15 protein-coding genes are annotated in these 14,517 nt (G+C 39.1%); 10 read left to right on the top strand and 5 right to left on the bottom strand.

Features of this window, described 5'->3' with window-relative positions; genetic code table 11:
* Positions 1 to 123: 123 nt before the first annotated feature.
* Positions 124 to 1,017 (top strand): LysR family transcriptional regulator, encoded by an 894-nt coding sequence (locus ACMX9J_RS20865; RefSeq protein WP_251440670.1) that lies wholly within the window; start codon positions 124 to 126, stop codon positions 1,015 to 1,017.
* Positions 1,018 to 1,153: 136 nt separating this feature from the next.
* Positions 1,154 to 1,585 carry a carboxymuconolactone decarboxylase family protein gene (locus tag ACMX9J_RS20870; RefSeq protein ID WP_014457862.1) on the top strand — a complete coding sequence of 144 codons (432 nt, stop codon included), beginning with the start codon at positions 1,154 to 1,156 and terminating at the stop codon, positions 1,583 to 1,585.
* Between the two features lie 38 nt (positions 1,586 to 1,623).
* Here ACMX9J_RS20870 and ACMX9J_RS20875 read toward each other — a convergent pair whose 3' ends face one another.
* Both ACMX9J_RS20875 and ACMX9J_RS20880 read right to left on the bottom strand, forming a co-directional pair.
* On the bottom strand, positions 1,624 to 2,826 hold the full coding sequence (locus ACMX9J_RS20875; protein ID WP_033580435.1) for an MFS transporter: 1,203 nt from the start codon (positions 2,824 to 2,826) through the stop codon (positions 1,624 to 1,626).
* 129 nt (positions 2,827 to 2,955) lie between these two features.
* Positions 2,956 to 3,750: an SDR family oxidoreductase gene (locus ACMX9J_RS20880; protein WP_028412075.1), complete on the bottom strand. Its 795-nt coding sequence runs from the start codon at positions 3,748 to 3,750 to the stop codon at positions 2,956 to 2,958.
* 170 nt (positions 3,751 to 3,920) lie between these two features.
* Here ACMX9J_RS20880 and ACMX9J_RS20885 point away from each other — a divergent pair, with 170 nt between their 5' ends.
* The gene (locus ACMX9J_RS20885; protein ID WP_028412076.1) at positions 3,921 to 4,505 is read left to right on the top strand and encodes a DUF502 domain-containing protein; all 585 of its coding nucleotides are present in this window, start codon (positions 3,921 to 3,923) and stop codon (positions 4,503 to 4,505) included.
* Positions 4,506 to 4,526: 21 nt separating this feature from the next.
* On the opposite strand, the gene ACMX9J_RS20890 is transcribed toward ACMX9J_RS20885, so the two are convergent.
* A complete protein-coding gene (locus ACMX9J_RS20890; RefSeq protein ID WP_028412077.1) occupies positions 4,527 to 5,399 on the bottom strand; it encodes a TetR/AcrR family transcriptional regulator in 873 nt (290 codons plus the stop codon).
* Positions 5,400 to 5,667: 268 nt separating this feature from the next.
* Between ACMX9J_RS20890 and ACMX9J_RS20895 the strand changes: the two genes are divergently transcribed.
* Positions 5,668 to 8,778: an efflux RND transporter permease subunit gene (locus ACMX9J_RS20895; RefSeq protein WP_416226140.1), complete on the top strand. Its 3,111-nt coding sequence runs from the start codon at positions 5,668 to 5,670 to the stop codon at positions 8,776 to 8,778.
* Between the two features lie 36 nt (positions 8,779 to 8,814).
* Positions 8,815 to 8,952, top strand: a complete 138-nt coding sequence (locus ACMX9J_RS20900; protein ID WP_014457868.1) for a hypothetical protein — start codon at positions 8,815 to 8,817, stop codon at positions 8,950 to 8,952.
* Between the two features lie 32 nt (positions 8,953 to 8,984).
* Here ACMX9J_RS20900 and ACMX9J_RS20905 read toward each other — a convergent pair whose 3' ends face one another.
* Entirely contained in the window at positions 8,985 to 9,158 is a 174-nt protein-coding gene (locus ACMX9J_RS20905; RefSeq protein ID WP_013085357.1) for a YozQ family protein, read from the bottom strand.
* 112 nt (positions 9,159 to 9,270) lie between these two features.
* Positions 9,271 to 10,257, bottom strand: a complete 987-nt coding sequence (locus ACMX9J_RS20910) for an ABC transporter substrate-binding protein (RefSeq protein WP_416226141.1) — start codon at positions 10,255 to 10,257, stop codon at positions 9,271 to 9,273.
* 179 nt (positions 10,258 to 10,436) lie between these two features.
* Here ACMX9J_RS20910 and ACMX9J_RS20915 point away from each other — a divergent pair, with 179 nt between their 5' ends.
* The 5 genes from ACMX9J_RS20915 to ACMX9J_RS20935 are packed head-to-tail and all read left to right on the top strand — an operon-like array spanning position 10,437 to position 14,351.
* Positions 10,437 to 11,441, top strand: a complete 1,005-nt coding sequence (locus tag ACMX9J_RS20915) for a FecCD family ABC transporter permease (RefSeq protein ID WP_028412080.1) — start codon at positions 10,437 to 10,439, stop codon at positions 11,439 to 11,441.
* On the top strand, positions 11,438 to 12,487 hold the full coding sequence (locus tag ACMX9J_RS20920; protein ID WP_028412081.1) for a FecCD family ABC transporter permease: 1,050 nt from the start codon (positions 11,438 to 11,440) through the stop codon (positions 12,485 to 12,487). Before ACMX9J_RS20915 ends, ACMX9J_RS20920 begins: the two co-directional genes overlap by 4 nt.
* Positions 12,488 to 12,513: 26 nt before the next feature.
* On the top strand, positions 12,514 to 13,341 hold the full coding sequence (locus ACMX9J_RS20925; RefSeq protein ID WP_013059664.1) for an ABC transporter ATP-binding protein: 828 nt from the start codon (positions 12,514 to 12,516) through the stop codon (positions 13,339 to 13,341).
* Positions 13,331 to 14,101, top strand: a complete 771-nt coding sequence (locus ACMX9J_RS20930) for an IucA/IucC family C-terminal-domain containing protein (RefSeq protein WP_047749606.1) — start codon at positions 13,331 to 13,333, stop codon at positions 14,099 to 14,101. The genes ACMX9J_RS20925 and ACMX9J_RS20930 overlap by 11 nt, the downstream gene beginning before the upstream one ends.
* On the top strand, positions 14,094 to 14,351 hold the full coding sequence (locus ACMX9J_RS20935) for a YusU family protein (protein ID WP_028412083.1): 258 nt from the start codon (positions 14,094 to 14,096) through the stop codon (positions 14,349 to 14,351). Before ACMX9J_RS20930 ends, ACMX9J_RS20935 begins: the two co-directional genes overlap by 8 nt.
* The last annotated feature ends 166 nt before the right edge of the window (positions 14,352 to 14,517 follow it).

Raw genomic sequence — 14,517 nt, forward strand, 5'->3', positions numbered from 1 at the left:
GTAAATTGATTTATTATGTGTCCATCTTTTCTTTATATTTTTTATCTGTATATCTTAAAAAATAATAGGTAAAATGAATAAATAAGATAAAATATATTCGCTTTATCTATAGGAGGAGCAGAGATGGATATTCGTCAGCTTAATTATTTTTTAGAAGTCGCTAAATTAAGGAGCTTTACTAAAGCATCTCAAAGTCTTCATATTTCACAGCCGACCTTGAGCAAAATGGTGAAAAACTTAGAAGAAGAATTGGAAGTAGAATTAATTGATCGGTCCGCAAGACAGATTGATTTAACGGATGCCGGGGAAGTTGTGTATGCGCAAGGACAAAAAGTTATGGCATCCATTGATGAGCTATCGACTTATTTATATGATGTGATGAATCTGAAAAAAGGAATGATTAAAATTGGAATTCCTCCATTGATTGGAGTGCTGTTCTTTCCAAAGATTATTAAAGGGTTTCAGCAGCTCTATCCAGATATCACAATTAAACTTATTGAATACGGAGCCAATCGTGTTCAAAAAGCAGTAGAAAAAGGAGAGTTAGACCTAGGTGTAGCGGTGCTTCCAGTAAATGAACATCTTTTTGACATTAATCCTTTTATCTCAGAAAAAATGCTTTTATATGTTCACCACTCTCACCCTTTAGCCTCTAAAACTCATGTGGAAATTAATGAACTAGCCCAAGAGAAATTTATTTTGTTTAATGAAGATTTTACGCTTCACGACCGGCTTATTCAGGCGTGTCAACAAGCAGGATTTGAACCTAATGTAGCTTACGAGAGCTCTCAATGGGATTTTATCGGTGAAATGATCGCGGAAAACTTAGGTGTATCTATCTTTCCACAATCCATTGCAGCAAAAGTGGATTCTGCTGTTGTAAAAGCAGTTCCTATTACTAATCCTTCAATTTCATGGGATTTAGGATTGATTTTAAAAAAAGATAAATATATTTCATATGCCTCTAAACAATTCCTCCACTATATGAATGAACAGCATTCTGTTTTATATAGATAAAATGCATATGTTGTATTGAATATATGTATTTTACGAAAGAAAGAATGTGCGCTAAAGTAGATAGTGTAGAAAACATACACGAAAACAAACATTGATTCCGCGCGGTGTCAGTAAAAAATACGGAGGCTGATTTTACATGGCACAAAATAGTTATCAAAAAGGTTTAGATAAATTAATGGAATATACGTTAACGAGTAACGATGATATTTCGACTCATTTAAAAATTACGGAAGACTTAAAAGACCTAGCTCCTGACGTTGGGAAATATATTATTGAATTTGCCTATGGAGACATTTATTCACGACCAGGTTTAACGAATAAGCAGCGAGCATTAGTAACCATTTCGTCATTGGTTACTCAGGGTACAGAGCCTCAGCTTGAGCTGCATTTAAACACAGGTTTAACAGCTGGACTAGAGCCGAATGAAATTGTGGAGAGCATCATTCAATTAATTCCATATACGGGTTTCCCTCGCGTGTTAAATGCTTTAAGCGTAGCCAAGAAAGTATTCGCTCAGCGTGACGTGGAAGTAGAGACAGGCGAAAAAGAGCTAGTAGAAAATAAATAATAAGCAAAAAAAAGACGCTCTAAAAGAGCGTCTTTTTTTTATGCGAGCTGCTTTTGTTTGGTTTCTTTTCCTAGAAAAACAACCGAACCAACACCGATTAAAATAGCTGCACAAAAGATGGAGAACGTAATCGTTAAAGACGCACCTTGGGTTGACATATACCCAACTAACAGCGGTCCTAAAATTCCTCCAATTCGTCCAAAAGAAGCTGCCATTCCAGCCCCTGTGCCTCGAATAGATGTCGGATATTGCTCAGGTGTATACGCGTATAAAGCTCCCCAAGCGCCTAAGTTGAAGAAAGACAACAGCATACCTGCTGTTAGCAGCAGCCAAAGTGACTCTGCATTTCCGAAGATATATGCGCTGGCAGCCGTACCTAACAGATATGTGACCAATACGAATTTTCGGCCCATGCGTTCAATAAACCAAGCAGCCGTATAATAGCCAGGCAGTTGAGCTAATGTCATAATCAATACATATTCAAAGCTTTTGATTAAGCTAAATCCTTTAATGACCATGACGCTAGGTAGCCATAAAAACATGCCGTAATATGAAAATACAACGCAAAACCACAGAACCCACAGCATAACGGTAGATTGACGATAAGGCTTAGACCACACGCTTCTTACATTGTCCGCAATAGACGGTTTCTTTTCCTTTGTCGCCTCTAAAAATTGAGGAGAATCTGGCAGTTTGATGCGCAAATAAATGGCATAAAATGCTGGTATAGCCGTTAGGATAAGAGCTAGTTGCCACCCGTAAGCTGGGATTACAAAGTAAGAAATAAGCGCTGCCAGTAGCCAGCCGAACGCCCAAAAACTTTCTAACAAGACGACCACTTTACCGCGTTTTTCCGGCGCCACGGTCTCAGACACAAGGGTAGAAGCAACAGGCAGCTCTCCTCCTAAACCCATTCCAATTAAAAATCGAAATACTAAAAAAGCAGCAAGGGTAGTAGTAAGAGCCGAAAGTCCGCTTGCCACTGAAAAAAGAACAAGAGTCACAATAAAAACGGTTTTTCGCCCAATTCGATCAGCCAGCAGCCCGAACACGAGAGCTCCAACGGCCATCCCGATCGAGTTAACGCTGCCTATCCAACTCATTTCAGTAGGGGAAAGTCCCCATTCAGCGTGAAGAGCTGCAATGATAAAAGACAAAATGCCAACATCCATTGCATCGAAGAGCCATCCTAGCCCTGCGATGCCAAGAAGCTGACGTTCTGATAATTGTTTTGTTTTCATGTCTTCCTCCTAGAAGCAAAGAATTTTGCTTTAAGTTTACACCTGTCTTGACATAATGTCACGTCTATTTTAAAGAAAAAATGCAAACGGAAAAGCTCTATACCTTAAGGTATAGAGCTAATTGTATTCTCACATTTTATCGTAAAGCATTTTTCCAGGCCATGTATACGCCATATGACCGCCATCTACCGTAATGCAGTCACCCGTTACATATGAGCTGTCATCGGATGCTAAAAATAATACGGCACCGGCTACTTCTTCTGGTTTGCCTAAACGGCCCATGGGATCGACCCATTCATATGCTTTTCTGAATTTTTTTCCTTCTTCAGCGCCTGATAAATCATCAAGAAGAGGCGTTTCAATTGTTCCAGGAGCAATTGAGTTAACGCGAATACCTTCACGAGCGTAGTCAATTGCCATGGTTCTTGTTAAGTTGGTAATAGCACCTTTCGCCGCGTTATAGCCAGAACGGTCTAAGTCTGCTGCCAGTCCGGATACGGATGAATTATTAATAATCGACCCGCCATTTTCTAACATAAGCGGAATAACGTATTTGCTTACAAGAAATGTTCCACGTAAATCTACCGACATTAAGCGATCCCAAAGTTCTACAGGGTATTCGTGAAGCTTGCCGCCTTCTGTGTCTGTCCCCGCATTATTAAAAAGAATATCCACTTTTCCAAATTTCTTTTCAATTTCCGCTGTGAACTCTTTTACTTTTTCTTCTTCAGCTACATCGATATAGTAGGCGTATGCTTCACCGCCAGCGTCTTTAATTTCTTTTGCTACTTTTTTTACCCCGTCCAAATTAATATCGGCACAAATAACAACCGCTCCTTCTTTCGCAAAGCGCTCAGCAGTTGCTTTTCCTATACCAGAGCTTGACCCTGTAATAACAGCAATTTTTGATTCTAAACGTCCCAATTGTATCCCTCCGAAAAAATAAATATATAAGTATGTATGTTCATGTACCCATCTATTATTTTGATAAAACGTCGCTAGTTTATACGTATGTGAATAGAAATAAAGAGACGCAGCAAAACAAATCCATTGTATAATGAACAGCAGTATGTCAGGAAAAATGAGGTGTTTGCATGAAAGCAATCATAAAAAGTTTTATTAATGGACTCTTAACGATTGTCCCTATTATCCTTGTTATTTATATTTTGGTAAGAGTATTTAATTTTTTAGACAGCATTTTAGGGAACGTATTGAAGCCCTATATGAAGCAGGATTATATACCTGGTATTGGAATCTTAGCAACGCTTGTCTTAATTACGTTCTTAGGGTGGTTATCTACCCGTTTTTTCGCTGGGAAAATTATTAACTTAATTGATCGATTGTTAGAAAAAATACCGCTTGTTAAAACGCTATATAGTGTCATTAAAGATACATTTCAATCTTTTCTTGGAGAGAAAAAGTCTTTTTCAAAAGTAGCTTTAGTGCCAATGCCCGGCACGTCAATGAAAGTCATAGGGTTTGTGACCTCTGAAGAAGTAGAAGAGGTTATTCACTCGTTAAAAGACCATGTCGCTGTCTATGTTCCACAAACTTTTCAAGTAGCCGGTTTTACTTTTTTGATTCCAAAAGAAGAAATTGAATGGTTAGATATTAAGCCGGAAGAAGCAATGAAGTTCGTGTTATCTGGGGGAGTATCTAGTTCAAAAGCAGAAAAATAACAGAAGGCTTGAAGCCTTCTGTTATTTTTGTTGGAGTAAAGCTGTTAAAAGATTAAGCGGTTCTTCCAACGGTTTAAGTTCCGTTAAATTTCCAACCATGCCTTTTACAATAGCAGCGGTAGGCTTATCTTTTTTTAGCTCCGTTTGTAAAATGTGAAAGCTGTCTGCGTGTTCATCAGAAATATGATCGCTGGTGTCTAGCAGATGTTTAATTTCCTCAAGAGCTTGTTTTACCTGCTCATTTTTACTTAGAAAAGTCGTTCGTTCCTTTCCGTATATATCTTCACCAAAAGAAGCGGGAATAAGGGGACGAGGTTTTCTAGCTAATAAATCTTCTACTAATACATCAACTCGTTCCATTATGTACTGCGCGACTTCTTTAAAGGTAAGCTCGTATTGATTGAAGATAATAATTTCTAAAAAGGAATGATGAATACCTTCAATCATTTTCGTTAAATCGGAGATATAAGGAGTTACGTCTTCTCCGTATACGCTAACGAGGCTTTTGCGATGAAAGTAAAACGTTTCTCGCTGCATTTTATGAACAAAGGTCTCCACTTCTTTGTTAAATGGAATCGATTTTTCACGAATTTGCATGATAATAAAATCTCTGTGCTCTGTAATAAATTCATAGAAATAGATGAGCTGATTCATATAGCGGCTGCGGGCATCGTTTACTTCCTCGTCGAGAGCATAAACAGAGCTAAAGAGCTTTTCATAGTAAAAGTTTAGAATTGATAATAAAAGTGCATCCTTAGATTTGAAGTGCAGGTAAAATGCACCTTTTGAAATGTTGCATTCATCTACAATTTCTTGCACAGAGGTAGCATTAAATCCTTTTTTTGCAAAAAGCTTAATCGAAGCTTCAATTATTCTTTTTTCTTTTTCTTTCAAGTATTCTACCTCCTTTATTGAACAATTTGACCATTCATTTCGTTAGTTAATAGTATCATACACTAAAAAAGATAAAGGTATATATCAAAGTTAAGAACGGGAGTCAGTTCCTCTAAAAAAGATTTATCGTAAATATGTCTTTATTATGAACATATTAGGAGAGAGACTGCTTAGGGTTGACACTGACCAGTTAGTCATTTATATTTTAAGTTGTTGTGACCAATCAGTCAATTTTATTAGTATACATATATTTGAAGGAGGATATGCATTGGGGAAGTTTATTAAATTTTCATTGAAAAATAAATTTGCAGTATGGCTGTTAACACTCTTTGTCATTATTGCAGGGCTGTATTCAGGATTTAATATGAAGCTAGAGACTATTCCTGATATATCAACGCCTGTTGTAACAGTCAGTGCAACTTATCCGGGCGCCACTCCGGAACAAGTGGCAGACAAGGTGAGTAAGCCAATTGAACAAAAGCTTCAGGGACTGAGCGGCGTTGACACAGTTAGCTCGTCTTCTTATGAAAATATGGCTACCATTCAAGTTGAATATGGCTTTAGTAAAAATATGGAGAAGGCAGAAGACGAAGTCAGACGAGCTCTTTCAAACGTGGATCTGCCAGATGATGTAGAGGAACCAAATGTTTCAAGACAAAGCATCAGTGATTTTCCGATTATTTCATTAAGTGTTTCAGATGATAAAAAATCATTAGAAGACTTAACGAAGTATGTAAAAAATACCGTTGTTCCACAAGTTGAAAAAGTGCAAGGCATTTCTTCGGTCAGCGTGTCAGGAGAACAAGTTGAAGAAGCAGAACTTGTATTCAAACAAGACAAGCTCAAGCAGCTGGGACTCGATGAAGATACGGTGAAAAAGCTGATCCAAGCATCCGATGCAAAAGTGCCGGCTGGTACGTATACGATGGATGGATCTCAAAAATCTGTTGTGGTAGACGGAAAGATGACAACAGAAAAAGATTTGGAAAACTTAGAGATTCCAGCTGTGCCTAGTCAAGGAGCTGCTCAAGGTCAGCAACAAGGAATGAGCCAGCAGCAAACACAAGGAGCCGTGCAGCAGGCGCCGTCCGCAGCTTCGATTCCAACTGTGAAATTAAAAGAAATTGCGGATGTTAAAGTGACGGGGAAAGCAGAATCCATTTCTCGCACGAACGGAAAACCTTCAATTGCTGTACAAGTTGTCAAAGCGAAGGATGCGAACACAGTAAATGTTGTAAATGATATTAAAGAAAAAATGAATAGCCTAGAAAAGAAAAATAAAGACCTTCACGTTGACAATATTTTTGATCAAGGTAAACCGATTGAAGATTCTGTTCATACGATGCTAAATAAAGCTATTATCGGTGCGGTCTTTGCGGTTATTATTATTCTTTTATTTTTACGTGATATTCGTTCAACGATTATTGCCGTTATTTCAATTCCGCTTTCGCTATTAATCGCCATTTTGGCGCTCAAATCAATGGATATCTCTTTAAATATTATGACGCTTGGAGCGATGACTGTAGCCATCGGAAGGGTTGTAGATGATTCCATTGTCGTTATTGAAAATATTTACCGCCGCATGGCTTATCAGGAAGAAAAGCTTACAGGAAAAGATTTAATTGTCGCGGCGACGAAAGAAATGTTTGTTCCGATTTTTTCTTCTACAGTCGTAACCGTGGCCGTATTCTTACCGTTAGGTCTCGTAGAAGGACCGGTAGGAGAGCTATTCTTACCGTTTGCGTTAACGGTTGTTTTTGCACTGTTAGCATCACTGCTAGTAGCGGTAACACTCGTGCCAATGCTTGCTCATTCGTTATTTAAAACAAATGTAAAAGTCAAAGAAGAAAAGCCAAGCAAACTAGCGCACGGATATAAGCGAATTTTGAACTGGACGCTAAACCATAAGCTTATTTCCTTTGGGTTAGCCGTACTACTGTTAGTAGGAAGTTTATTTTTAGTTCCTTCTATTGGGGTTAGCTTTCTATCATCCGATCAAGAAAAAACGCTGACGCTTACGTATACACCGAAAGCCGGACAGTCTCAAAGCGACGTGGAAAAAGCAGCGAATCGCGCAGAAGCGTACTTGATGAAGCGAGATGGTGTCAAAACGGTTCAGTATTCGTTCGGTGAAGGTAACTCTTTTAATCCGGGAAGCAAAAATAACGTTTTAACATTTGTGCAATATGACGAGGATACACAAAACTTTGATAAAGAGCAGGATAAAGTATTAAAAGCTCTGAATAAACAAGCGAATCAAGGTGAATGGGGCTCCATGAATACGGCGTCTAGCGGCAGCAATAATTCATTAAACGTTCTTATTTACGGAGATAGCTTAGACGAAATCAAACCTTATGCTGACAAAGTTCAGCGCGTTTTAGAAAAGCATAAAGAACTGAAAAATGTCGATTCTACGCTTTCAGATACGTTTGATGAATATACGCTAGTACCGAACCAAAAGAAAGCCGCTGAACTCGGCTTGTCTGCTAGTCAAATCGGAATGCAAATTTCCAACCTTGGACAGCGTGAAGTATTAACAACTATCCAAAAAGACGGAAGCGAAATTAACGTATACCTTCCAAAAGAAAAAGAGGATTTCTCTACTTTTGCCGAACTTTCAAGCACAAAAGTGACCTCTCAAACTGGACAGGAAGTTACATTAAATGAAGTTGTCGATATTAAAAAAGGTAAAACGTCGAATACGGTAACGCGCCGTGATAATAAAATTTATGCAGAGGTAAGTGCCGATATTAAGAGTGACGATGTAGGCGGCGTTTCTTCTAACGTCCAAAAAGAAGTGAAGAAAATTGATCTGCCAAGTGATATGGACATTAACTTTGGCGGAGCATCAGAGCAAATTAATGACTCATTTAGTCAATTAGGAATTGCCATGCTCGCAGCCATTGGTATCGTGTACTTCGTACTTGTACTGACATTTGGTGGAGGTTTAGCGCCATTTGCTATCTTATTCTCACTTCCATTTACACTCATTGGTGCGCTAGTGGCACTTTTAATCTCTGGGGAAACGATTAGTATTTCTTCGATGATTGGAGCTCTTATGTTGATTGGAATTGTGGTAACCAATGCGATTGTTCTGATTGACCGCGTGATTCATAAAGAGCAAGAGGGTCTTTCAACGCGTGAAGCTTTACTAGAAGCTGGAATGACACGTCTTCGCCCGATCTTAATGACAGCTATTGCAACGATTGGTGCACTGCTTCCATTAGCTTTTGGATTTGAAGGTGGAGGCCTTATTTCAAAAGGGCTAGGGGTTACCGTGATTGGAGGACTAACAAGTTCTACGCTGCTTACGCTCATTATCGTTCCAATTGTCTATGAGTTTTTTATGAAGTTTAAGCGCAAAAAAGTAAAAGAGTAGAAGCAAGACAAATTTCCGCTTTTGAGGTGAATAGCGATGAAGTCAATTGATAAACTAATGAAACAGCTGATTCAACAAGGAATTAAAGCAAAGAAAGTGACGATTGATAAATCAAAGCGCCAGCAGTGGATGTCCATGTCATTGCCTAAAACGGCATGGCAGCATTCAAAATAAAAAAGAGCTGACTTAGAGTCAGCTCTTTTTTATTAACGATCTGTATCTTCAAATGATCCTTCTTGATAGGCGTCGCTTACTTGCTCATGTGTTTCTGCTAGACCTTGTGAGAGTGCATCTTGTCGGTTATAATCTTCTGTTTCGAACTGGCGGTCAGCCATTTCATTTGTATCTGGCTGCTTTTTAGGCTGTTTTTTTGAATTCATTTTCACCACTCCTATTTAATAAAGTGAGACCACGGTTAGTGTGCGATGAAAGGAAATACATTATACATGAAAGAAAGAGCTTCGATTCGTCGAAGCTCTTTCTTTCATATTATTATTGTTTTTGATCTAAGAAGATTTTTTCAATATCATCAAGGACGATATTAGCTGCTAACACACCGCCTGCTGTATTCCAAGTAGCATCATCTACTTTATGAACATGATTTTCTTGAGCCACTTTTAGCTTTTTAAAGAGAGGATCGTTTATCCATTCTTTTTCAAGCTTTGTTGCTTCACCGTCTCCCGTTTCATAAGAGAAGTAAAATAGCTGATCGCCGTCCATTGCCGGAATGCGTTCTTTTGTTGCATTCATTTCAGCAAAATCATCCTTGTCTTGAGACTCAGGGCGAGCAAATCCAAGCTGATCTAAAATAACACCTGAGAATGAATCTTTATGATAGATACGAACGTCTCCAGCTGTAAAGCGTACAACTGAGATTTTTTGTTTTAACTGATCTCCAAGGCGTTTCTTTAAATCTGCTACGCGATTGTCATAGTCAGCTAATACTTCTTTACCTTTTTCTTCTTTGTTTACAGCTTTTGCATATAGCTTAAAGTTTGATTTCCAATCTCCGCGCAGCTCCTCAGAGAATACAGTCGGAGCAATTTGACTAAGCTGATCGTATACTTTTTCTTGTCGCATTTTATTTCCGATAATCAAGTCAGGCTTTAAAGCAGCGATTTCTTCTAAGCTTGGCTCGCTTTCTGTACCCACACTTTTAACGCCTTTCATCTGACCTTTAATATGGTCATACCACGGATTTCCTAACCATGATTGAACAGCGCCCACAGGCTTTACACCCATTGCAAGAAGAGCTTCAGTACCTTCGTTTGTTAAAACAACCACTCGTTTAGGCGTTCCTTTAATATCGGTTTTATCCATTGCGTGTTTTACTGTGTAAGTTTCGCCAGAACCCTCAGTTTTTTCTTTTTTATCGCTGTCAGCGCCGTTTGAATTACCGCAGGCTGCCAGCACAAGCAGTGTCATAATGGTAAGAATGGACAACAAATATGACAACTTGCCTTTAGAATATGTATTCACATCTTTTCCCCCTCGTAAGTGATAATGATTTTCATTAACAATTAAGATAATATTCTAACTTTTAAGCGGTGTCAATTAAAAATTGAAAATGATTCTCAAAATCATTGACACTTTTTTCAATGTTTCCTAAACTAAAGGTTAGATATATATAGGAATCATCTTAGAGGAGAGCAATGAAAATGATGCTACGCAGTGTTCAAATGAAAGTAATGGGGCTCATCATTGGAATCATGCTGCTTTTAATCTGTATTGGATTAAGTATCGTACTCGGATACACAGATACAAGTATCAAAACAGCATTTGAAGCTTTTCAAGCGTTTAACGGTTCGAATGAGCACATAGTTATTCAAAATATTCGATTGCCGCGCGCTATAATCGGTGCTGTGGTAGGTATTTGTCTAGGAATTGCAGGAGCAATGATGCAGGCGTTAACGAAAAACCCACTTGCTTCACCGGATATTATCGGTGTGAACGCTGGGGCCAGCTTTTTTATTGTTGTTGCAGTGATGATTTTTTCGGTCAATTCACTTCAAGCTTTTACATGGATTGCATTTGTAGGAGCGGCACTAACCGTAGTGGTTGTCTATTTTCTTGGGTCCATTGGAAAAGAAGGGCTAACGCCTATCAAACTGACGCTCGCAGGAGCGGCTATTGCAGCCTTTTTCTCTTCTTTAACACAAGGACTGTTAGCTGTGGATGAATCTTCGCTTGATCAAGTCCTCTTTTGGCTGGCAGGGTCTGTGCAAGGACGCAAGGTTGAAATGTTGTATGGCATACTGCCTTATGTAGTGCCAGCAATTATTGTTACTTTTTTTATCGCTTCAAAAATTAATATTTTAACGATTGGTGAAGACGTAGCCAAAGGATTAGGTCAAAGAACAGCTCTTGTCAAAATTATAAGCGGCATCATTATTGCGATTTTAGCGGGGGGAGCCGTTGCAGTAGCCGGTCCCATTAGCTTTGTAGGAATCATTGTTCCTCACGTTGTAAGAGCAATCGTAGGACAAGATTATCGCTGGGTATTTCCTTATAGTGCGGTTGTCGGCGGGATTTTAATTTTATTAGCTGATGTTGGCGCAAGGTACGTCATTATGCCTCAAGAAATCCCTGTTGGAGTCATGACTGCTGTTATTGGTACACCTTTCTTTATCTATATGGCAAGGAAAGGGGCGAAGACGTCATGAAAACATACTTATCTCTTCGCTTAAAGAGAATTTCATTTTTAGTTAATATAAAAGCTGCTCTAATCATTACCGGATTTTCAGCTGTCCTTGTTGCACTCTTTTTGTTAAGTGCAGGTACGGGTGACTTATTTATTAATCCATTTCGTGTAATTAAAATTTTAGCGGGTCATGGGTTGGAGTTTGAACGATTAGTTGTTACATCTTTTAGACTGCCGCGTATTATTGTTGCCATTTGTGCTGGTATTTGTCTAGCTATTGCGGGCGCTATCTTGCAGGGGCTTGTGAGAAATCCGCTTGCTTCACCAGACTTAATTGGATTAACAGGAGGAGCGTCAGTTGGTGTAGTGTTATTTTTGACACTATTTAGTGATAAAAGCAACTCGTTAACCGTAAGTATTAATTGGATGCCTGTTAGCGCATTTTTAGGTGCCGTGGCAGTGGCGCTTTTACTTTATGTGTTTGCCTGGAAAAATGGTGTCTCTCCTATTACACTAGTATTAATAGGAATTGGATTAACAGCGTTAACGAAAGCTATGACCACGCTGTTTATGATTATGGGTCCTATCTACCGCGCTAGCCAGGCAAATATTTGGATTACCGGAACGGTGTATGGTTCAAATTGGGCCAGTGTTTCCGTACTAGTTCCAGTTACTGCAGGGCTGGTTATAATTACGATTTTAATGATTCGAAATTTAAATGTTCAAGAATTAGGTGAAGAAATTGCGACTAACGTTGGAAGTCGCGTTCAAAAAAATCGATTGGCACTATTGCTGATGAGCACAGCTTTAACCGGGAGCGCCGTTGCATTTGCCGGTGGAATTAGCTTTGTAGGGTTACTTGCTCCACATATTGCCCGAAAGCTTGTAGGTTCGTCATTCGGCGCTTTAATACCGCTATCGGCACTAATCGGAGCGATTTTAATCACAGCAGCAGATTTAATTGGCCGAACATTCTTCTTGCCAATCGAAGTGCCAGCAGGTGTATTTACAGCTGCAATTGGCGCACCATACTTCATTTATTTACTATACAAACAAAGAAACGTATAGCATTCTTTGTAGAAGGAGCGATTCGCATGCATTCGTTAGAAACAAAGTCGCTAACATTATCATATGGAGAAGCGATGATTATAGATGAGCTTGACGTTACCATCCCAAAGGGTGAGATTACGGTTTTTATCGGCAGTAATGGATGCGGAAAATCTACGCTGCTGCGTTCACTGGCAAGGTTATTGAAGCCACATGCAGGCTCTATTTTACTAGAAGGTTCTAAAATTTCTTCTCTTCCTACCAAGGAAATTGCAAAGCAGCTAGCAATCCTTCCTCAAGGTCCTGTTGCACCTGAAGGTCTGACTGTGCTGCAGCTTGTTAAACAAGGGCGCTATCCGTATCAAAATTGGTTCCGCCAGTGGTCTCAAGAGGATGAAGAAAAAGTGCAAAATGCACTGGAAGCAACAGGCTTAGCAGACTTGGCAGATCGTCAAGTTGATTCGCTTTCTGGGGGACAGCGTCAGCGCGCATGGATTGCCATGACACTAGCGCAAGATACAGATATTATTTTACTTGATGAACCGACAACATATTTAGATATGACGCATCAAATTGAGATCTTGGACTTGTTGTTTGAACTGAATGAAAAAGAAAATCGTACCATCGTAATGGTGCTGCATGATTTAAACTTAGCTTGCCGCTATGCTCATCATATTGTGGCGCTTCAAGACAAAAAAATCTATGCACAGGGAAGACCAGAAGAAGTCATTAACTGCGATTTAGTACAGCGAGTCTTTAATATGAACTGTGAAGTGACGGTTGATCCGTTATTTGGAACGCCTCTTTGTATTCCTCATGGGCGCGGACGATGTATTGTGAATAAGCTGCGAGTTGAAACGCAGCATGCTCAGTAGGAATGAGCAAAGCGAGTTAGCAGAAAAATTCCGCTGTACGTTTAAAGATAACTCGCTGTACAGGTTTTCTCCTGCCAGCTGCATGGATGAAAGTAAGGTGAAGGTGCAGCTATTATGGATTCAAGAGACGATGGAGGCCGCTAGTTTGAGAGCAGCTGCTTCAATGTTAGCAAAGCGGTATAGTTTTGTTGTGGTTGCGGCTTTGTATTCATTTATTGTGTTTCAAAAAAAGATAAATGTATCGACTAAAAATGTATCTTTGCATACCGAACAAGTTGAAACGATGTGGCTTCCAAAAGTGTTTATCTCAGAAATTGAGACGACAGAAGTAACAGAGGATAATCGCGAAATTCTTCTTGATGAACTTCTTGATGAATTGTTTGCTCATCAAATTGAGCCGATGTGGTCAGTACTGCGTAAAGTGACAAAAATCTCAAAGCTGACGCTGTGGGAAAACGTAGCTGTTTATATTCACTGGCTTTATGATTTGCTTTTAGCAAACGAAGAAATAGACAATGTGAAAGTGCAAAAGAATTTACGATACGTGTTAGAAGAAGCTGAGGGACGTCACTTTGGTTCATATCATAACAATCCGCTTGCTCGGTACAGTTCACCTCCTCAATATATAGAGAAACAAAAGCAGGAGATAAGAGTACGAAAAACGTGCTGTTTGTCCTACCAAACAGGAGCCAAAGAGACTTATTGTCGAACGTGTCCGGTTATTTGTAAACCAAAGAAAGGAGTGACTGCGCATGAGTAAAACCTTTCAAGAGCAATTCGACGGTTTGATTGAAAAGTATACGGAACTAATGGTTGGAGAAAGTGATGAACAGCTGCAGGAAAAAGTGAAAATGTGGGCACTTTACAACCATATCTCAAAATCTATGCCGCCTTTAACAAAGCATTGGAATCAATTATATCCAGACGCAAAAGCGGAAATGATTGAAATTGTGAAGGAAATAAAAGAGCTGAATGAAGCGCATCGAGCGTCACAGCGAAAACCAGAATAAAAACATTCATCACGAAGCTGATGAATGTTTTTTTATCAAAAAAGCTCCAGGTAGCTTTTTGATCTAGTGTGCATATGTTAATGAAGGGTGCCTATCTATCTGGTTGATAAAATGGTAAAATTAATGATAATTAGATAAAATTTGTGAGGTGTATGACAAGTGAAGG

The sequence above is a fragment of the Priestia sp. RMT2NF4 genome (genome assembly GCF_047872835.1).
GTDB classification, from domain to species: Bacteria; Bacillota; Bacilli; order Bacillales; family Bacillaceae_H; genus Priestia; species Priestia zanthoxyli.

Coding starts and splice junctions, on each gene's coding strand:
- ACMX9J_RS20875 (WP_033580435.1), bottom strand. CDS start 2,826: ATGAAAACAAAACAATTATCAGAACGTCAGCTTCTTGGCATCGCAGGG.
- ACMX9J_RS20920 (WP_028412081.1), top strand. CDS start 11,438: ATGAAAACATACTTATCTCTTCGCTTAAAGAGAATTTCATTTTTAGTT.
- ACMX9J_RS20915 (WP_028412080.1), top strand. CDS start 10,437: ATGATGCTACGCAGTGTTCAAATGAAAGTAATGGGGCTCATCATTGGA.
- ACMX9J_RS20870 (WP_014457862.1), top strand. CDS start 1,154: ATGGCACAAAATAGTTATCAAAAAGGTTTAGATAAATTAATGGAATAT.
- ACMX9J_RS20930 (WP_047749606.1), top strand. CDS start 13,331: ATGCTCAGTAGGAATGAGCAAAGCGAGTTAGCAGAAAAATTCCGCTGT.
- ACMX9J_RS20900 (WP_014457868.1), top strand. CDS start 8,815: ATGAAGTCAATTGATAAACTAATGAAACAGCTGATTCAACAAGGAATT.
- ACMX9J_RS20865 (WP_251440670.1), top strand. CDS start 124: ATGGATATTCGTCAGCTTAATTATTTTTTAGAAGTCGCTAAATTAAGG.
- ACMX9J_RS20925 (WP_013059664.1), top strand. CDS start 12,514: ATGCATTCGTTAGAAACAAAGTCGCTAACATTATCATATGGAGAAGCG.
- ACMX9J_RS20935 (WP_028412083.1), top strand. CDS start 14,094: ATGAGTAAAACCTTTCAAGAGCAATTCGACGGTTTGATTGAAAAGTAT.
- ACMX9J_RS20905 (WP_013085357.1), bottom strand. CDS start 9,158: ATGAATTCAAAAAAACAGCCTAAAAAGCAGCCAGATACAAATGAAATG.
- ACMX9J_RS20885 (WP_028412076.1), top strand. CDS start 3,921: ATGAAAGCAATCATAAAAAGTTTTATTAATGGACTCTTAACGATTGTC.